The organism is Hymenobacter coccineus, from assembly GCF_001816125.1.
GTDB classification, from domain to species: domain Bacteria; phylum Bacteroidota; class Bacteroidia; order Cytophagales; family Hymenobacteraceae; genus Hymenobacter; species Hymenobacter coccineus.
Map to the genome: position 1 here is coordinate 1 of NZ_MDZA01000003.1, position 18,398 is coordinate 18,398.

General features: G+C 62.2%; 14 protein-coding genes and 1 tRNA gene. 8 read left to right on the forward strand and 7 right to left on the reverse strand.

Features of this window, described 5'->3' with window-relative positions; all coding sequences use genetic code 11:
* The first annotated feature begins 309 nt into the window (after positions 1–309).
* Together BEN49_RS00185 and BEN49_RS00190 are read left to right on the forward strand one after the other, a co-directional pair.
* Positions 310–1,413 (forward strand): S8 family peptidase, encoded by a 1,104-nt coding sequence (locus BEN49_RS00185; protein ID WP_125916339.1) that lies wholly within the window; start codon positions 310–312, stop codon positions 1,411–1,413.
* Positions 1,410–4,007: a PKD domain-containing protein gene (locus BEN49_RS00190; protein WP_070739118.1), complete on the forward strand. Its 2,598-nt coding sequence runs from the start codon at positions 1,410–1,412 to the stop codon at positions 4,005–4,007. Before BEN49_RS00185 ends, BEN49_RS00190 begins: the two co-directional genes overlap by 4 nt.
* Positions 4,008–4,100: 93 nt before the next feature.
* Here the strand turns inward: BEN49_RS00190 and BEN49_RS00195 are convergent, their stop codons facing one another.
* The 3 genes from BEN49_RS00195 to atpD form a co-directional block, all read right to left on the reverse strand.
* Entirely contained in the window at positions 4,101–5,186 is a 1,086-nt protein-coding gene (locus tag BEN49_RS00195) for an AI-2E family transporter (protein WP_070739120.1), read from the reverse strand.
* Between the two features lie 141 nt (positions 5,187–5,327).
* Entirely contained in the window at positions 5,328–5,573 is a 246-nt protein-coding gene (gene atpC / locus BEN49_RS00200) for an ATP synthase F1 subunit epsilon (protein WP_070739122.1), read from the reverse strand.
* A 104-nt stretch (positions 5,574–5,677) separates the two neighbouring features.
* A complete protein-coding gene (gene atpD, locus BEN49_RS00205) occupies positions 5,678–7,183 on the reverse strand; it encodes a F0F1 ATP synthase subunit beta (RefSeq protein WP_070739124.1) in 1,506 nt (501 codons plus the stop codon).
* 281 nt (positions 7,184–7,464) lie between these two features.
* Here atpD and BEN49_RS00210 point away from each other — a divergent pair.
* The 3 genes from BEN49_RS00210 (at position 7,465) to BEN49_RS00220 (ending at position 9,166) form a co-directional block, all read left to right on the forward strand.
* Positions 7,465–7,537: transfer RNA gene (locus BEN49_RS00210), tRNA-Gln, on the forward strand.
* Positions 7,538–7,687: 150 nt separating this feature from the next.
* Positions 7,688–8,614 carry a ribose-phosphate pyrophosphokinase gene (locus BEN49_RS00215; RefSeq protein WP_070739126.1) on the forward strand — a complete coding sequence of 309 codons (927 nt, stop codon included), beginning with the start codon at positions 7,688–7,690 and terminating at the stop codon, positions 8,612–8,614.
* 159 nt (positions 8,615–8,773) lie between these two features.
* The gene (locus BEN49_RS00220; protein ID WP_070739128.1) at positions 8,774–9,166 is read left to right on the forward strand and encodes a VOC family protein; all 393 of its coding nucleotides are present in this window, start codon (positions 8,774–8,776) and stop codon (positions 9,164–9,166) included.
* 194 nt (positions 9,167–9,360) lie between these two features.
* Here BEN49_RS00220 and BEN49_RS29075 read toward each other — a convergent pair whose 3' ends face one another.
* From BEN49_RS29075 to BEN49_RS00230, 3 genes are all read right to left on the reverse strand, one after another.
* Positions 9,361–10,578 (reverse strand): peroxidase family protein, encoded by a 1,218-nt coding sequence (locus tag BEN49_RS29075; protein ID WP_239691753.1) that lies wholly within the window; start codon positions 10,576–10,578, stop codon positions 9,361–9,363.
* Positions 10,482–11,657 carry a peroxidase family protein gene (locus BEN49_RS29080; protein ID WP_239691754.1) on the reverse strand — a complete coding sequence of 392 codons (1,176 nt, stop codon included), beginning with the start codon at positions 11,655–11,657 and terminating at the stop codon, positions 10,482–10,484. The genes BEN49_RS29075 and BEN49_RS29080 overlap by 97 nt, the downstream gene beginning before the upstream one ends.
* Before the next feature lie 399 nt (positions 11,658–12,056).
* The gene (locus BEN49_RS00230) at positions 12,057–13,964 is read right to left on the reverse strand and encodes a CocE/NonD family hydrolase (protein WP_070739130.1); all 1,908 of its coding nucleotides are present in this window, start codon (positions 13,962–13,964) and stop codon (positions 12,057–12,059) included.
* Between the two features lie 192 nt (positions 13,965–14,156).
* Between BEN49_RS00230 and BEN49_RS00235 the strand changes: the two genes are divergently transcribed.
* Both BEN49_RS00235 and pth read left to right on the forward strand, forming a co-directional pair.
* Complete coding sequence (locus BEN49_RS00235; RefSeq protein WP_070739132.1) at positions 14,157–14,729, forward strand: 50S ribosomal protein L25/general stress protein Ctc; 573 nt, start codon at positions 14,157–14,159, stop codon at positions 14,727–14,729.
* A 249-nt stretch (positions 14,730–14,978) separates the two neighbouring features.
* Positions 14,979–15,542, forward strand: a complete 564-nt coding sequence (gene pth / locus BEN49_RS00240) for an aminoacyl-tRNA hydrolase (RefSeq protein ID WP_070739134.1) — start codon at positions 14,979–14,981, stop codon at positions 15,540–15,542.
* Positions 15,543–15,609: 67 nt separating this feature from the next.
* On the opposite strand, the gene metG is transcribed toward pth, so the two are convergent.
* Positions 15,610–17,652 carry a methionine--tRNA ligase gene (metG, locus tag BEN49_RS00245; RefSeq protein WP_070739136.1) on the reverse strand — a complete coding sequence of 681 codons (2,043 nt, stop codon included), beginning with the start codon at positions 17,650–17,652 and terminating at the stop codon, positions 15,610–15,612.
* A 246-nt stretch (positions 17,653–17,898) separates the two neighbouring features.
* Between metG and BEN49_RS00250 the strand changes: the two genes are divergently transcribed.
* Entirely contained in the window at positions 17,899–18,396 is a 498-nt protein-coding gene (locus tag BEN49_RS00250; RefSeq protein WP_125916341.1) for a hypothetical protein, read from the forward strand.
* Positions 18,397–18,398: the final 2 nt, after the last annotated feature.

Consider the following 18,398-nt stretch of genomic DNA (forward strand, 5'->3'; position numbering starts at 1 on the left):
CACGGCACCGCCCCCCTCAGCCCCACCGCCGCCACCCGCCGCGCCCTCGACGCCCCCCTGGCGCCGGCCTCTACACCGTGCTGTGCCAGACGGCCGACGGCCAGCTTTACTCCCGCCGCATCTTGGTAAAGTAATATTTAATCTATATTCAGTATCTTTCAAAAGGCCGGCCGCAACGCTGGCCTTTTTTGGCTTAGGACGGTAAGCGTCAATAAAATATTTACCTGAACATTAGATGAACTTTACTTATTCGCCCTATCTTGCCCTGAGATTCTTCCTACATTTTTCTTTTCCACTTTACCCGCTTCTATGCGTAGCATCATTACTCTTTTGGGCCTGGGAACTTGCCTGGCCGCCGTGCCGCTGCTCCCGCGCCTGGGGGCCCCGGCCGCCGACCTGACGGCCGCCCCCCGCCCGGTGGCCGACCCCAACTCGCGCGTCGGCGGCGAGTTGCAGCAGCTCTACCGGCTCTGGAACACCGCCGCCCGCGGCCAGGGCCCCCAGCTGGCCGCCGCCTTCCCCGAGCTGACGCTGGCGGACGGCGACGCGGTGCTGGTGCGCATCACGGCCCGCAACGTGGCCGCGCTGCGCCCGGCGCTGCTGGCCCGCGGCTTCGTGGTGGTGTCCGACCAAAGCAAGCTGCACTTCATTGAAGGGCGCTTGCCGGTGAGCCAGCTGGCCCCCGGCGCGGCCGGCATTGAGGCCCTCGCGGCGCAGGGCCTGCTAGGCGTACTGCCAGTATTCGACCCCATCAACAACGCGGGCAAGGTGCTGAACCAGGCCGATTTCGTGCTCGAAGCCGCCCGCGTACGGGGCGCTAGGCCCAATGGCTACGATGGCACGGGCGTGCGCATCGGCGTGATAAGCGACTCGTACAACGCGCTGGGCGGCGCGCCTGCGGGCGTGGCTTCCGGCGACTTGCCCGCCAACGTGCAGGTGCTGCTGGACCCCGCTACGGGCACCGACGAGGGCCGGGCCATGATTGAGTTGATCCACGACATCGCCCCGGGGGCCGGCAAGGCGTTCAGCGCCGTATTCCAGGGCGAGGCCAACTTCGCCGACCAGATCTTCAAGCTAGCCGACCCCACGCTGGGCAACTGCAAAATCATCGTCGACGACATCAGCTACCTCAACGAGCCCATGTTCCAGGACGGCGTAATTGCCCAGGCCGTGGAGGAAGTGGTGGCCACCCGCGGCGTAGCCTACTACTCGTCGGCCGGCAACTACGCCGATAAGTCGTCGGAGTACGCGGCCCCCACTTTCACCGCCACCACCGGCGGGGCCGCCGATTTGGACTTCGGCCTCTCGACTGGGGCCCCACCGACACGCGCCAGCCGTTCACCATTGCCGCATCGGGCGCGTTCCGCCTGGCCATTCAGTGGAGCGACCCGTTTTACACCGCCGATGGGGTGAAAACCGACCTCGACGCCTACCTAGTGGTGGACCGCCCCGGGGGCGCCATCAAGGGCGACACCGTGGCCCGCGCCACCACCAACAACCTCGCCAACCAGACGCCCGGCGAAATCATCAGCTTCACCAACCCCGCTACGGCCACCAACACGGCCTTCAACCTGGTGCTGAGCCGCCGGACCGGCACCGCCGACCCCGCCCGCGTGAAGTACATCGGCTACGGAGCCTCGTTCACGCCCACCAAGTACTGGACGCGCAGCGGCACCATCACGGGCCACCACGCCTCCGTGAGCAGCATGTCCGTATCGGCCGCGCCGTCGTTCAACCGCCTCGCGCCGGAATCCTTCACCTCAAAGGGCACCCCCACGTACTTGTATGGGCCCCTGGGCGCGCCCCTGGCGGCCCCGGTCACGCGCCTCAAGCCCGATTTCACTTCAATTGACTTCGTGAGCACCACCTTTTTTGGTGGCAACGCCACGCCCGACCCGGCCGACGGCCTGTTCTTCTCGGGCACCTCGGCGGCGGCGCCCAACGCGGCGGCCGTGGCCGCGCTGCTCTGGCAGGCCCAGCCTGCCCTCACCCAGGCCCAAATCAACGACCGGCTGAAGGCCACGGCCACCGACCTGTTGACCCCCGGCTATGATGCCCTGACCGGCGCAGGCCTGATCAACGCCTACGCCGCGGTATTTGGGATGCCGCTGGCGGCCACCGCCCCGTTCGTCGAAACCTTCGATAATACCGGCCTTTCCCGTGCCTGGCAGATTGAGGGCCGTGGCGCCGGCCGCAGTCTGGTGCGCACCGACTTCGCGCCCGCTTCGGCCCCCGGCCAGCTCGTGCTCGACAACTTCATCCCGACCTTCACCATCGGGACGGGCACCAGCGAGGCCACCCTGCGCCTGAACCTGAGCGCCGCGCCCACCACGAGTTACGTACTGACGTTCAAACACAAGAAGATTCTGGGCGAAACCGACCAGGCCATGCCCGCCACCTTCACCACCACCAGCCCCACCGACGGCGTGGCCCTGAGCGTGGACGGCGGCACCAACTGGCTCCGCCTGGCCGATCTGACCGGCACCAACGCCACGACCGCCTATAAAACGGTGAGCGTGGACCTGACCCAGTTTGCCACCGCCAACAACCTGACGCTGGGCAACGACGTGCGCGTGCGCTTCCAGCGCTACGGCGCTAGCCTGCAAGTAGATGCCGCCGTGGCCACCCGCCGCGGGGGCCGCGCCTTCGACGACGTAACCGTGTCGGGCGGCACGGGGGCCCCAGTGGCCTTCTTCACCTCGTCGGCCACCGCCGCGGCGCTGTGCCCCGGCTCCACGGTGCAGTTCACCGATGCTTCGCTGCTGAGCCCCACGGCCTGGAGCTGGAGCTTCCCCGGCGGCACGCCCGCCACCAGCACCGCCCAGAACCCCGTGGTGACCTACCCCACGGCCGGCACCTACGCCGCGACCCTCACCGTAACCAACGCCAGCGGCACGGCCAGCACCACCACTGCCGCGGTCGTCGTCGTGTCGGCGGCCCTGCCGGTGGCCAGCTTTGCCGCCCGCCAGACGCTGATTTGCCCCGGCGGTAACATCGGCTTCACTAACACCTCCACGCAGTGCGTGAGCAGCATCAGCTGGAGCTTCCCCGGCGGCACGCCCGCCACCAGCACCGCTCAGAGCCCCGTGGTGACCTACCCCACGGCTGGCAGCTACACTGCGACCCTCACGGCCACCAACTCCAACGGCAGCAGCACCAAAAGCATCCCGGTAACGGTGCAGGGCACGGCCCTGGCCATTCCGTACACCGAGACGCTGGTGGCCGGCATCCCCGCCACCTGGGGCGTGCTCAACCCCGACAACGGCATTACCTGGGCCACGGCCACCAACATCTTGCTTAAGGACGGCACCCGCGGCTCGGCGGCCGACATGAACTTCTACGACTACGAGGCCGTGGGCCAGCGCGACACGCTGCAAACCCCCGCCTTCAACCTGAACCAGCCCCGTGCGTTCCTGCGCTTCGACGTGGCCTACGCCGCCGCGGGGCCCGTTGCTGCGAACTACAACGACTCGCTGGCCGTGGACGTGTACACCGCCTGCACCAACACCCGCCTGGGCCGCGTGTACCTGAAGTCGGCCGTTGATGGCCTGCCCACCACGCTGTTCCGCCAGGCGGCCTACACCCCCACCTCAACCAGCCAGTGGCGCAGCGAGAACATCGACCTGACCGCCTACCTCAACCAGCAGGTGTACTTCCGCTTCGTGGCCTTCAACCAATACGGCAACCACCTCTTCCTGAGCAACGTGCAGGTGGGCAACACCGTGCTGGCCACCAAGGCCCTGGCCGACTCGCCCGCCCTGCAAGCCTACCCCAACCCGGTGGCCGGCGGCCGCAGCCTTACGCTGGCGCTGCCCGCCGCTGCCGGTGCGGCCACGGTGCGCCTGATTGACGCCCTGGGCCGCACCACCTGGCAGAGCACCGTGGCGCTGAACGCCGCCACCGCCACCCGCCGCAGCCTGGACGCCCCCTTGGCCTCCGGCCTCTACACTGTACTGTGCCAGACGGCCGACGGCCAGCTCTACTCCCGCCGCGTGGTAGTGGAATAGTGCGCTTCGGCAGCTGAAATAGCTTACAAAAAAAGGGCCACCCAACTGCGTTGGGTGGCCCTTTTTTTGTGCGCAGCAACGGGCGCCTGGCGGCTATTCTTCGTTGGCCGCCAAGCGTTTCACTGCCCCGGCAGCGGCGTTGCTGACGTGGACCCGGGCCCGGTTTTCGCGGGCAAATACTTGCATCAGCACGATGAAGTACGAGAGCAGCAGGGGCCCTATTACCAGGCCGACAATGCCAAAAATCTCTACGCCCAGCGTGAGGCCCACCAGCGTTACCCACGGGTGGATGTTGCCCATGCCCTTGGCCAGCCAGATGCGCAACACGTTGTCGGCGTTGATAATAACGACCAGGCCCACCACCAAAATTCCGATGCCCTGGGTGGTTTGCCCCTGGGCAAACTGGTAGAGTGCGGCGGGGCCCCACACGAGCGGCGTGCCCAGCACCGGAATAAAGGCCATGAAAAACGCCACCAGCGTCCAGAACAGCGGGTCGGGCACTTTGAAAATCCACAGCGTCAGCCCCGTCAGCAGGCCTTGCACCAAGGCCACCAGGGCCTGGCCCAGCACATTGGCGTTCACGTTGTTGCGCAGCGAGTCGCTCAGGTCGTTCATCGTTTTCTCGCGGAAGGGCAGGTAGCGGTGCAGGCCGGCCAGGAAAGCTTCCTCCTGCGTGAACAAGTAGTAGAGCGTGAAGAGCATGAGGCCCACAATGACGATGAAGTTCAGCACGCTGCTGGCCAGCGTCGGAATCCACTGGCTTACGCGGGCGGCGCCTTGCTGTAAGAGCTGGCGCACGTTGGCTTCCTGCGTCACCTGCATGCCCACTTTGCGCTCAATGCGCTGCACCACCAGCAAAATCTGGTCGGTGTTTTTGGCCAGCACTTGCAGGCGGTCGATGAGCAGCGAGGTGAGGGCGAAGAACGGGATGACGAGCACCACCACCGCAAATAGCAGCAGTAGCACCGCCACGAGGGTGCGGTTCCAGCCGCGCTTGTGCACCAGGGCCGTGAACCACGGCCGGAACACCACGTACAAAATGCCCGCCCCGAGGAAAGCCGTCAGGTACTGGAGCAGCCCAAACAGGGCCAGCACGCCCAGCAGCACCAGCACTACGATGAGCAGCAGGAACCGCTGGTGCGGGGTATAAATATTGGTTTCGGGAGGGCTGGCGGACATAAAAGGCCGGGGCAAAGTGAAGATTGGATTAGCCTGGTTGGGGCCCCTTACGAGAAAACCGGCCGGCGGGGCCGAAAACAACAGCGCCCGCCCCGGCCGAAGCCAGAGCGGGCGCTGCCCGTTATTGGGGCCCTGGGGGCCCTAGGCGCTGGCGCCTTCGGCCAGCACAATCACGTTGTTGCGCAGCACTTCCACCACACCACCGTCGATGTGAAACGTTTCGCGGCCGGTAGCGCCGGTCAACGTCACGTCGCCGGCCTTGAGGGCGGCAATCAGCGGGGCGTGGTTGTTCAGCACTTCAAACGAGCCGTCGGCCCCCGGAAATTTGGCCGACGTCACTTCGCCTTCGAACACCTTGCGGTCGGGGGTGATGATTTCTAGATGCATCTTTTTAAATGTGAAGAGGTGGCAGATGTGAAAATGTGCTGATGCGGGGCGTGAAGGTTAATTTTCACATCTCCACATCAGCACATTCTCCACATTTAAAAAACCTACTTGGCTTCGGCGATGAGGCGCTCGCCTTTCGTCACGGCATCCTCAATGGTGCCCACCAGGTTGAAGGCAGCCTCGGGCAGGTGGTCGTACTTGCCGTCGATGATTTCGTTGAAGCCGCGGATAGTGTCCTTGATGTCCACGAGCACGCCGGGCAGGCCGGTGAACTGCTCGGCCACGAAGAACGGCTGCGACAGGAAGCGCTGCACGCGGCGGGCGCGGTTCACGGTCTGCTTGTCCTCTTCGCTCAACTCGTCCATGCCAAGAATGGCGATGATGTCTTGCAGCTCTTTGTAGCGCTGGAGCAACTCCTTCACGCGCTGGGCGGTGTTGTAGTGCTCGTCGCCGAGCACGTCGGCCGACAGAATGCGCGAGGTCGAGTCCAGCGGGTCCACGGCGGGATAGATGCCCAGCTCGGCAATTTTGCGGCTCAGCGTCGTGGTGGCGTCCAAGTGGGCAAACGTGTTGGCCGGAGCCGGGTCAGTCAAGTCATCGGCCGGCACGTACACGGCCTGCACCGAGGTGATGGAGCCGCGCTTGGTGGAGGTGATGCGCTCCTGCATGGCCCCCATTTCGGTGGCCAGCGTGGGCTGGTAGCCCACGGCCGACGGCATGCGGCCCAGCAAAGCCGACAGCTCCGAACCGGCCTGCGTGAAGCGGAAAATGTTGTCGATGAAGAACAGGATGTCGCGGCCGGCGCCGGTGCCGTCGCCGTCGCGGAAGCTCTCGGCGATGGTCAGGCCCGACAGGGCTACGCGGGCACGGGCTCCGGGGGGCTCGTTCATCTGGCCAAACACCAGGGTTGCCTGCGATTTTTCCATCTCGGCCATGTCCACCTTGCTCAGGTCCCAGCCGCCCTCCTCCATCGAGTGCTTGAAATCAGCGCCGTAGCGGATGATGTCCGACTCGATGAATTCGCGCAGCAAGTCGTTGCCCTCGCGGGTACGCTCGCCCACGCCGGCAAACACTGACAGGCCCGAGTAGGCCTTGGCGATGTTGTTGATCAGCTCCTGGATGAGTACGGTTTTGCCCACGCCGGCGCCGCCGAACAGGCCAATTTTGCCGCCCTTCACGTAGGGAGCCAGCAGGTCGATTACTTTGATGCCGGTGAAGAACACCTCCGACGTAGTAGCCAAATCCTCGAACGCCGGGGCGTTGCGGTGGATGGGCAGGCGGGCGTCGCTCTTGGGCTGGGGAATGCCGTCGATGGCGTAGCCGATAACGTTGAACAGGCGGCCTTTCACGCCGTCGCCGGTGGGCATCGAAATGGGGGCCCCCAGGTCGCGCACCTCGGTGCCGCGGGCCAGGCCCTCGGTCGAGTCCATGGCAATGGTGCGGACCCGGTCTTCGCCCAAGTGCTGCTGGCATTCGAGCAGCACCACTTGGCCGTTTTCTTTCGTCACTTCCATCGCGTCGAAGATATTCGGAAGCTTGGTGCCCTCCCCAGCGAAGCTTACGTCCACGACGGGGCCGATAACCTGGGTGATTTTGCCGGTATTCGCCATTGGGTTTTCTATATAAAAAAGATGAAGTTGCGGATTTTCAGGCCGCAAAATTACGCCAGCGCGGCCGCTTTTCCAACCCCTGGGCGGCTGGTTTTGGGGGCCCCAGCCCACCGGTTTTCCCCCGCCGGCTAACTGAAAATCAGTCCATAGGCCCCGCCCGGCACCCTTTTACGGACGGTGGGCCCCGGGTGGAGTCAGAAATTTTTTTCACCTAAAACTTGCCTGGATGCAAACGGGTCGTACATTTGCAGTCCCAAACGGCCATTGGCCCGCGGGGAAATTGTCCGATGGTGTAACCGGCAACACGCTTGATTTTGATTCAAGAAAGTCCAGGTTCGAGCCCTGGTCGGACAACGACACAGCTCACGTACAAAATGCGCAAGGCGCTGGCTTCTCTTTCCAGAGAGGTCAGCGCCTTTCGCTTTTACCCCCCCGCCGGGTTCCCGCCCGCCCGCCCGGCGCCGCCCTGGTCCTACGCGCATTCAACCAGCCCCTTACCTCCCCATGAAGCAAGTCAGAATTTTTGCCGGTAGCGCCTCGGGCGCACTGGCCGAACGCATTGCCGCGGCCTACGGCCAGTCATTGGGCGACCTCACCCTCCAGCGCTTCGCCGACACGGAAATGGGCCCCAGCTTCAACGAGAGCGTGCGCGGCTGCGAGGTGTTCCTCATCCAGAGCACTTACCCGCCGGCCGAAAACCTGATGGAGCTGATGCTGATGGTGGATGCCGCCAAGCGCGCTTCGGCCCACAAGGTGAACATCGTGATGCCCTACATGGGCTACGCCCGGCAAGACCGCAAGGACAAGCCCCGGGTGAGCATCGGGGCCAAGGTGGTGGCCAACATCATCCAGAGCGTGGGCACCGACCGGGTGATGACCTGCGAGCTGCACGCGGGCCAGATCCAGGGCTTCTTCGAGATTCCGGTGGACCACCTCGACGGAGCCACCGTTACGGCCCCCTACATCAAGTCGCTGAACCTGGAGAACCTCATCTTCGCCTCGCCCGACGTGGGCGGCGTGGTGCGCACCCGGGCGTTTGCCAAGAAGTTTGGGGCCGAGATTGTGGTCTGCGACAAAACGCGCCTGCGGGCCAACGAAATAGCCTCGATGCAGGTAATCGGCGACGTGACGGGCATGAACGTGGTGCTGGTGGACGACATGGTGGACACGGCCGGCACCATCTGCAAAGCCGCCGACCTGCTGATGGAGCGCGGGGCCCTGTCGGTGCGCGCCGTCATCACGCACCCGCTGCTCAGCGGCCCGGCCCACGAGCGCATCCGCGCCAGCGCCCTCACCGAGCTGGTGGTGACGGACACGATTCCGCTGCAACAGGAAAACGAAAAAATCCGGGTGATATCGGTGGGTGATTTGTTCGCCCACGCCATCCGCAACGTGGTCACCCACGAGAGCATCAGCTCGCTGTTTGTGTAGCGCAGCAAAAAGCACAGGGCCCCGGCCGGCTAATTGCCGCGCCGGGGCCCTGTGCTTTTTGCCAGCGCGCGCTTTACTTGCTTTTTGAGCGGCCGGCGCGGCCAAGCCCGCCGGTTTGCCGTTAGACGCGGGTACTGCCTTCACTTTTTTAGCTTGTTCATGTCCATCCAACCCAAAACCAAGGGCCTGGCGCACGTAGCCCTGCGCACCACCGATTTTGCCCGCGCCAAAGCGTTTTACCACGATTTGCTAGGCCTGCCGATAGCGCTCGAAACGCCCGAAATACTGGGGTTCCTGGTGGGGTCAACGTTCATCGGCTTCAAGCAGGCGGCACCTACTTACCCCGGCGGCGGCACCTTCACCCCCTTCAACGTGGGCCTCGACCACATCGCCATTGCCTGCGAAGACGAGGCGGAGCTGCACCGCGTGGCCGATGCTTTGCAGGCGGCTGGAGTCGAGAACACCGGCGTTAAGGTAGACACCGTGCAGCCCATGAAATACGTGGCTTTCAAAGACCCCGACCGGATTTCCTGGGAGTTTTATATGGTGTAGATCGCCGCCGGCTCGCCTCTCCCGAAGGACAATTAACCAAAGAAGCCCGGCCAATTGGCCGGGCTTCTTCATTTTCAAAGGATGGGAAAAGCCCAAAGCCGCGCTGCTCCCGGGGCCCTAAAACCGACGCAAAAGGCCGCCCAACGCAATGTTGGGCGGCCTTTTCAATTAACTACGACTAAGCTATATCAACCTCAGATTTTCACGTCGTAGCGGTCGAGCATCATCACCTTGTCCCAGGCCTTCACGAAGGCTTTCACAAAGCGCTTGTGGCCGTCGCTGCCGGCAAAAACCTCCGCCACGGCCCGCAGCTGGCTGTTGGAGCCGAACACAAGGTCGGAACGGGTGGCGACGAAGCGGCTTTCGCCCGTTTCGCGGTTTTCGAGCGAGAAGGTCATGCCCTTTTCGTCGGCCTTCTTCCAGTCGTATTCTGTGCTCGTGAGCACGGTAAAGAAGTCGTTGGTGAGCACGCCCGCGCGGTCGGTGAAAATGCCGTAGGGCGAGCCGTCGTGGTTGGCGTTCATGGCCCGCAGGCCGCCCGTCAGCGCCACCCATTCGGGCGAGGTGAGCGAGAGCAGATGCGCCTTGTCGAGGAAAATCTCTTCGGGCGAAACGCCCTGCGAAATTTCACTAAACCCTTTGTCAAGGTAATTGCGGAAACCATCGGCCACGGGCTTCAGCCAGGTAAACATCTCAATGTCGGTGAGTTCCTGGGTGGTGTCGCGGCGGCCCGGCGTGAAGGGCACCTCGGTGGTAACGCCCGCATCAGCGGCCGCTTTCTCGAGCGCGGCGCAACCGCCCAGCACGATAAGGTCGGCGAGCGAAACGTGCTTGCCGCCAGCTGCTTGGCCGTTGAACCCCTCCATCACCTTCCGCAAAGCCGCGATAACCGGCACTGTGCGGCGGTTCACGGCCCAATCTTTCTGCGGGGCCAGCGCGAGGCGGCCACCGTTGGCCCCGCCGCGCTTGTCGCTGCTGCGGTGCGTAACGGCCGCCGAGAAGGCGGTGTACACGAGGTCGGAAGCGGAAACGCCCGAAGCCAGGATTGACTTCTTCAGCGCCGTGATGTCAGCCGCGTCGATTACGGCGTAATCGGCTACTGGAATGGGGTCCTGCCAGAGCAGGTCGTTTTCGTTCACTTTCTCGGCGCCGAGGTAGCGCTCCCGGGGCCCCATGTCGCGGTGGGTCAGCTTGTACCACGCCTTGGAAAAGGCCTGGGTGAAGGCGTCGAAGTCGTTGAGAAATTTCTCGCACACCGCGCGGTACTCGGGATCCACCTTCAGGGCAATGTCGGTTGTCATCATCATCAAGGCGTTCATCTGGCCTTCGATGTGCGCGTCGGGCGTTTTAGGCGCGTTCTTGTCAACCGGCGTCCATTGCAGGGCCCCGGCCGGCTCTTGGTCTGCTCCCACTCAAATTTGAACAGGTTGGTAAGGTAGTGGTTGTCCCACTGCGTGGGATTCGGCGTCCAGCTGCCCTCGATGCCGTTGGTCATCGTGTTCTCGGCGTTGCCCGAGCCCTTGGGGTTGTGCCAGCCCAGGCCCATCAGTTCCATCGGCGCGATTTCGGGCGGGGCCCCAATTTCAGTCGATTTCACCATGCCGTGGCTCTTGCCGAAGGCGTGGCCACCGGCAATGAGGGCCACTGTTTCCTCGTTGTTCATGGCCATGCGCGTGAACGTCACGCGGATGTCGCGCGCCGAGCCCATCGGGTCACCGTTGGCATAGGGGCCCTCGGGGTTCACGTAAATCAGGGACTGGTGCGAGGCCGCCAGCGGGTTCTCCAGGTCGTAGTTGGCATCGCCGTTCTGGCCGCGCCAGCGCTTATCGCGCGTCACCATCTCGTCGAATGCGTCCGCCTTCGCAAGGTCCTTATATACCTCGGGGCCCCAGTAGGTGCTCAGGTCGGCCTCCCAGGCATCGTGGCGGCCCCCGGCGAAGCCGTAGGTGGGGAAGCCCATGATTTCCAGCGCGCAGTTGCCGGTCAGCACAATAAGGTCGGCCCAGGAAAGGGAGCTGCCGTACTTCTGTTTAATGGGCCAGATGAGGCGGCGCGACTTGTCGGTGTTGCCGTTGTCCCACCAGCTGTTGATGGGCGCGAAGCGCTGCAAAGCCTCGCCCGCGCCGCCGCGGCCATCGGCAATGCGGTAGGTACCGGCCGAGTGCCAGGCCATGCGAATCATTTGCGGGCCGTAGTTATTGTAGTCGGACGGCCACCAAGCCACTGAAGTGGTCAGGAAGGTCTTGATTTCCTGCTTCAGGGCCTCCAGGTCGATGGCGTTGAAGGCCTCGGCGTAGTTGAAGTCGTCGCCGAGGGGGTTGGCGCTCGGGCCGTTCTGGTGCAACTGCTCCACCTTCAAGCGGTTGGGGTACCAGTCGGACAGGGCGGGCGGGGTGCCGTCCACGCCGCCAATACGGTCGCCGCCGAAGGGGCATTGGCCCTGCATCTCGAACGTCTGGGTGTTGGTTTTATCGTTACTCAGGTCAAGCATTGGGATTTCTTCTAAGATGATGGGGTTGTCAACCAAACACGTGTTAGATCCTAACTGTTCTGCTAATCCTTGTCTTTTACTGATTAGCTTTTCCGCCGCCAGCACGCAGAAGAATTCTAAACAGCACTCCGGCTTAAGCCAAGCTTAAGCTTAACTTAAATTCTGGTTAAACTACTGCTAGCCAGTTTATTGCGAGTTGTTACGCAAACAGCTTTTCTACCCCATCCTAACTACCAGAACATCCTGGCGGCCACCAACTGCGGCCGCTACTCTCAGGAGTCAGCCTCGCAGCCAGTGTAGTGGCTTGCCAATGCAGGCATAGCCTAGCCCTCACCCAAGCAAAAGGCCGCCCCACATTGCGTGGGGCGGCCTTTTCGGTTTTGACAATGACCCGGGGCCCTATTGGGCGGGCGGCGTGGCGGGCAGCACCTCCACGTCGAGGTAACTGTCGCCATACACGGTGTGGGTGGCCTTTACGTAGTCGCTATCGGTGGCCTTGTAGGGGTTGGGCACGAAGGTTTGCGGGTTGCGGGCGATGAACGGGAACCAGGTGCTTTGCACCTGCACCATGATGCGGTGGCCCTTTTTGAAGGTGTGCAGCACGTCCTGCAAGTGCAAGTCGACGGCCGTTTTCTGGCCCGCCACCATCGCCTCGGGCTTCTCGAAGCTGTTGCGGAAGCGGGCGGGCATCACCTCCGAGCGCACCATCTGCCAGTAGTTGCTGAGCAGGATGTTCTTGTTGGGCATGTAGGCATTATTGGGCTCGTCGGCCGGGTACACGTCGATGAGCTTCACCACCCAGTCGGCGTCGGTGCCCGAGGTGGCCACTTTCAGGTTGGCCATTATTTCGCCGCCCAGCGTCACGTCGTCGGCCAGCACGTCGGTCTGGTACACCAGCACGTCGGGGCGGCGGCCGGCGAAGCGCTGGTCTTCGCTCATGTAGTTGTGGGGCGTGAAGCCCATGGTCGTCGTCAGGTCCTCGGTGTAGGGCACGGGTTTCAGCGGGTCGCTCACGAAGGTGACGGGCCCCGGGGCCCCGGGCTGCTTGTCGAGCTTGCCGTCGGCGCTCAAGTACAGCTTTTGGTGGGTGGCGGTGGGGGCGGGCCACTGCGCAAAGGTGTCCCACTGCTTCTTGCCCGTGTCGTAGAGGTAGGCTTCGGGCAGACCCGAGTTCTTGTCGCCGTTGCCTTTTAGGAAGTGCGCGAAGAATTTGGCCTCAATGTTTTTCTGGTAGAACGTGGCGATGCTGTCGCCGAAGTACACGTTGCTGTGCATGGTGTGGCCCGTCTCGCGCGACCAGCGGCCGTGGCCGAAGGGGCCCATTACCAGGGTGTTGTAAGTGCCGGGGCTTTTCTTCTCGATGGTTTTGTAAATGGCCAGGGGCCCCCGCAAATCTTCGGCGTCAAACCAGCCGCCCACGGTCATCACGGCGGGCTTCACGCCGGCGGTGTAGTGCGGAGTCAGGGCGCGCTTCTGCCAAAACTCGTCGTAGTTGGGGTGGTCGATGGTTTCCTGCCAGAAGAAATTCTTGCCGTAGTACTGGTCCGCATTCTTCAGGGCCCCCAGGTCCAGCAGAAACTGGTAGCCGTCTTTGGCGGGCGTGGTGATGCCCTGGCCGGTGTACCAGGCCTTGCTGGTGGTGTCCGTTTTCTGCACCCCAAACACGGGGAAGGTGAAAATGTACGACTCCAAAAACGCGCCGTTGTGGTGGAAATCGTCGAAGAAAAAGTCCGAAACCGGGGCCTGGGGCGACGAGGCCTTCAGGGCCGGGTGGTTGGAGAGGATGCCGGCGGCGGTGTAGAAGCCGGGGTACGAAATGCCCCACTGGCCCACGCGGCCGTTGTTGCTGGCCACCTTCTTCACCAGCCAGTCGATGGTGTCGTAGGTGTCCGAGCCCTCGTCCACGTCCTTTTTGCCCTTCTTTTTGTCGATGACGGGCGTCATGTTCGTCCAGGTGCCCTGGCTTTTCCAGCGGCCGCGCACGTCCTGGTACACAAAAATGTAGCCCTGCTTCATCATGGTTTCGGAGGGCCCCAGACGGGCCGGAAACCGGGTGGGGCCGTAGGGCGCCACGCTGTAGCAGGTGCGCTGCATCATGATGGGGTATTTCTTGCCCGCGCCGGCATCCTTGGGCGTGTAAATGGCCGTGAACAGCTGCGTGCCGTCGCGCATGGCCACGTACACTTCCTGCTTGGTGTAGTGCGCCTGGGCGTAGGTGGCGGCCGCGGGGACCGCCGCGGGGGCTTGGGCCAGCAGCGGGCCGCTGCTGAGCGCCAGCAGCCCGGCAACAATAGCGAATCTTTTCATGGGCAAGGAGTTAGGGGTGAGGAATAGTACCGGGTGGATGGGGCGGCGATGAAGCCCCGCGGGTGGGGGCCCCGGTTATATATGGCCCCGAGGGTAGCAAATCTAGCAGCGATTCCGTACCTTTGCGCCCCGTTTGGGGCTGATTGTCAGCCCGGGCGGGTTTCTTATTTTTTGTTTCCAAAAACTCCTTTTATGAAAAGCCTCGAGATTGTAGGGTTTAAAAGAGCGAATCTCGGTAAAACGGATGCCAAGGCCCTGCGCCTGGATTCGCAAGTGCCGTGCGTGTTGTATGGTGGTACCGAGACGGTGCACTTTTCGGTGCCCGCCATCCTGTTCCGCGAGTTGCTGTACACCCCCGAGGCCCACATCGTGGACCTAAACGTGGAGGGCACGCACTACCGCGCCATTGTGCAGGATTCGCAGTTCCACCCGGTAAACGAAATGCTGCTGCACGTCGATTTCCTGGAGTTGGAAGAAGGCAAAGAGGTGAAAATGGACATTCCGATCAAGTACGTGGGCGTGTCGCCGGGCGTGCTAGCCGGTGGCAAGCTGGTGAGCGTGCTGCGCAAGCTTAAAGTGCGCGCCACCGCCGACAACCTCCCCGATTTCGTGGAAGTAAACATCAGCGAAATGGAGCTGGGCAAGTCGATCAAAGTGGCGGCCGTGGAGACCAAAAACTTCACCATCCTCACCAACCCCCTGGCCCCGATTGCCACCATCAGCATCCCGCGCGCCCTGAAAGGCGAGCTGGCCGCTGGCAAGTAATAACCACCGATCTAACGGATTTTAATGAATTGACCAAATCCTTCCGGATTCTGCCCATTTATTTCCCTTCGTTATCTTTTGATCTGGTGCTGCGTTTTACAAAAAAGCCGTCCTATATAGGACGGCTTTTTTGTGCGCTCTGCGTAATCCGGTAAATCGTTATTTTTCCAGCGCACTTACCTGCGGGAGTGAACGAGCGGGGCCCCACAAATCCGTTCAATCCGTTGAAATCCGTTAAATCTGCGGTCTATGTTTCTAGTTCTTGCCCTTGGCAACATCGGCCCCGAATACGCCGACACACGCCACAACATTGGGTTTATGGTGGCCGATTACCTGGCGGCGAAATTTGACGCGCCGCCGTTCAAAGTAGGCCGCCACGCCTTTACTACCGAAATCAAAAGCAAGGGCCACACCTACGCCCTCGTCAAGCCCACCACCTTCATGAACCTGAGCGGCAAGGCCGCCGCGCACTGGCTCAGCACGCTGAAGATTCCACCGGCGAACATGATCGTCGTGACCGACGACCTGGCCCTGCCCTTTGGCAAACTGCGCCTCAAGGGCCAGGGCTCGGCTGGGGGCCACAACGGCCTGAAGGACATTCAGGCCACGCTGGGCACCGACGTGTACGCGCGCCTGCGCTTCGGCGTCGACGCCAACTTCCCCAAGGGCCGGCAGGTCGATTACGTGCTCGACCCGTTCAGCGCCGACGAACGCATCGAGCTGCCCACGCGCATTGAGAAGGCCGCCGACGCCATCCTGGCCTTTGGGGCCTTGGGCCTGGAGCGCGCCATGAACGTGGTAAACGTGAAATAGGGAATGGGCCCCCAGGGTGCGCAGCTGCGCACCCTGGGGCCCATTCCCTATTTATTAAATTGCCCTATTAATTAATTGCGCTGCCGTTGCGTACCGCTTTGCCGGGCTGCATCAGGGCCAGGCTGCCGTCGGCGTTTTCGGCCATCAGCAGCATGCCCTGGCTTTGGATGCCCTTGAGCTCGCGGGGCAGCAGATTGAGCAATACCTGCACCTGCTGGCCAATTAATTGTTCGGGCGTGAAATGCTCGGCAATGCCGCTCACAATGGTGCGCTGCTCCAGGCCCAAATCGACGGTGAGCTTGAGGAGTTTCTTGGTTTTGGCTACCTTCTCGGCCGCTACCACGGTGCCCACGCGCAGGTCCATTTGCTGGAAATCATCGAAGCTCACGGCGGGCTTGGCTTCGGCTACCGGCGCGTTGGCCAGCAAATTGGCCTGCTTGGTATCAAGCAACTTTTGCACCTGGGCTTCCACGGTAGCGTCCTCTATTTTGGCGAATAGCAGGGCGGCCTCGCGCAACTGGTGGCCGGCCGCCAGCGCGTCGGGGCGGCCCGCGGCGGCCCAGGGCCCCGCCTCAACGCCGAGCATGGTACCCAGCTTCTCCGCCGATTCGGGCAGGAAGGGCCCCAGCAACGGCACCAAAGCGGCCGCAATTTGCAGGGCCACGTGCAACACGGTGCCGGTGCGCGCCGCATCGGTTTTAATTAGGTGCCAGGGCTGGGTATCGGCCAGGTATTTATTACCCAGGCGCGCCAGGTTCATCACCTCGGCCAACGCGTCGCGGAAGCGGTAATTATCAATTAATTCGCCAATCTTGGCCGGGAACACCGCCAATTGCCGCAGCGCATCCTGATCAATCTCCAGCAGCTCGCCCGCGGCGGGCACCTGGCCCTCAAAGAATTTGTGCGTAAGCACCACCGCGCGGTTCACAAAGTTGCCCAGCGTGGCCACCAGCTCGTTGTTGTTGCGGGCCTGGAAGTCCTTCCAGGTGAAGTCGTTGTCCTTGGTTTCGGGCGCGTTGGCGCACAGCACGTAGCGCAGCACATCGGCCTGGCCGGGGAAGTCCTGCAAGTACTCGTGCAGCCATACCGCCCAGTTGCGCGACGTACTGATTTTGTCGCCTTCCAAATTCAGAAATTCATTGGCGGGCACGTTGTCGGGCAGCACGTAGCCGCCGTGCGCCTTCAGCATGGCCGGGAAAATAATGCAGTGAAACACAATATTATCCTTGCCGATGAAGTGCACCAGCTTGCTGCCCGCATCCTTCCAATACAGCTCCCACTCGTCGGGGAACGCCTCCTTGGTGGCCGAAATGTAGCCGATGGGCGCATCGAACCACACGTACAGCACCTTGCCCTCGGCCCCGGGCAGCGGCACGGGCACGCCCCAGTCGAGGTCGCGCGTCACGGCGCGCGGGTGCAGGCCCTGGTCAATCCACGACTTGCACTGGCCGTACACGTTGGTTTTCCAATCGTTTTTGTGGCCTTCCACAATCCATTCGCGCAGCCAGGGCTCGTACTCGTTGAGCGGTAGAAACCAGTGCTTGGTGTCACGCAGCACCGGGTGGGCCCCGCTAAGCATGCTGCGCGGATTAATTAATTCGGTGGGGCTGAGCGATGTGCCGCAACGCTCGCACTGGTCGCCGTAGGCATTTTCGTTGCCACAGTTGGGGCACGTACCCACGATGTAGCGGTCGGCAAGGAATTGCTGGGCCTGCTCGTCGAAATACTGCTGCGTGGTTTGCTCAATAAACTTACCGTTGTGGTAGAGCTTGAGAAAAAACTCGCTGCTGACGGCGGCGTGCGTGGGCGAAGAAGTGCGCGAATACACGTCGAACGACACGTTGAAATCGCGGAATGAATCACGAATCAGCGCGTGGTATTTATCGACTACCTGCTGGGGCGTAACGCCTTCTTTTTGGGCACGAATGGTGATGGGAACCCCGTGTTCGTCGGAGCCGCAAATAAACTTTACGTCGCGGCCCGCCGCCCGCAAATAGCGCACGTAAATATCGGCGGGCAGGTACACGCCGGCCAGATGGCCAATGTGCACAGGGCCGTTGGCGTAGGGCAAAGCCGCCGTAACGGTGTAGCGCTGAGGAAGAACAGCCATAAAAGCAAATGTTGAAAACAGTAATTAAACCGTGCCGGCCAGCGGAGAAATTAATTCCGGCGGTGTGGGGCTAAACGATTAATTAAGCAGAAGAAAAAAGTAATTAGAATTAAATCCGGGTAAAACTCCAGGAAAGCTATTTGTGCCGGTATTTAAATTTTATATTTGGCCTTAATTAGTGGCAATAACACCGAGGATTCTACCCTGTTTGGTGCGGACGCACATTTCACTCACTCTTTTTTCATCATGAAAAAACCTGCTCCATCCGTGAAAGCGGAGAAAAAAACCAAGCGCACGCCGGCCGAGAAAACCCAGCAGAAGTCAGAGAAAGCCGCTAGCAAAGCCAGCGCTGACCTCAAGGATGACCGCGCCGATAAAAAAGCCAGCCAGAAAAAGTCGCTGCGCTCGGCTGCCAAGCAGCTGCAAAAAGAACTCGACGGCCGGATGAACGAAGTGGTGGCCCGCATCCGCAAAGAAACGAAAGCCAAGCTGAAGGAAGTGGTGAAAGAAGCTACCCGCCGCCTCGATGGCGACACGGAGCGCATGTTCGAGCAGGCGCTGCACACCATAATACAGCACTACGACGCCCCCGCGCCCGCCGACGAAGCCACCGCTGGGGCCCCCGCCGCCCCTAAAAAGGAGAGCAAGGGCAGCAAAACGCCCAAAGCCAGTGCCCCGCGCAAGTCGCCCGCCAGCCCAACCGCCGCACCGGTACCCGCCCGCCGCGCCGGCCGAAGCAGTTGAGG

Excerpts from the sequence above, each read along its gene's own strand:
- BEN49_RS00185 (WP_125916339.1), top strand. The coding sequence starts at position 310 with ATGCGTAGCATCATTACTCTTTTGGGCCTGGGAACTTGCCTGGCCGCC.
- BEN49_RS00195 (WP_070739120.1), bottom strand. The coding sequence starts at position 5,186 with ATGTCCGCCAGCCCTCCCGAAACCAATATTTATACCCCGCACCAGCGG.
- atpC (WP_070739122.1), bottom strand. The coding sequence starts at position 5,573 with ATGCATCTAGAAATCATCACCCCCGACCGCAAGGTGTTCGAAGGCGAA.
- atpD (WP_070739124.1), bottom strand. The coding sequence starts at position 7,183 with ATGGCGAATACCGGCAAAATCACCCAGGTTATCGGCCCCGTCGTGGAC.
- BEN49_RS00215 (WP_070739126.1), top strand. The coding sequence starts at position 7,688 with ATGAAGCAAGTCAGAATTTTTGCCGGTAGCGCCTCGGGCGCACTGGCC.
- BEN49_RS00220 (WP_070739128.1), top strand. The coding sequence starts at position 8,774 with ATGTCCATCCAACCCAAAACCAAGGGCCTGGCGCACGTAGCCCTGCGC.
- BEN49_RS29080 (WP_239691754.1), bottom strand. The coding sequence starts at position 11,657 with ATGCTTGACCTGAGTAACGATAAAACCAACACCCAGACGTTCGAGATG.
- BEN49_RS00230 (WP_070739130.1), bottom strand. The coding sequence starts at position 13,964 with ATGAAAAGATTCGCTATTGTTGCCGGGCTGCTGGCGCTCAGCAGCGGC.
- BEN49_RS00235 (WP_070739132.1), top strand. The coding sequence starts at position 14,157 with ATGAAAAGCCTCGAGATTGTAGGGTTTAAAAGAGCGAATCTCGGTAAA.
- pth (WP_070739134.1), top strand. The coding sequence starts at position 14,979 with ATGTTTCTAGTTCTTGCCCTTGGCAACATCGGCCCCGAATACGCCGAC.
- metG (WP_070739136.1), bottom strand. The coding sequence starts at position 17,652 with ATGGCTGTTCTTCCTCAGCGCTACACCGTTACGGCGGCTTTGCCCTAC.
- BEN49_RS00250 (WP_125916341.1), top strand. The coding sequence starts at position 17,899 with ATGAAAAAACCTGCTCCATCCGTGAAAGCGGAGAAAAAAACCAAGCGC.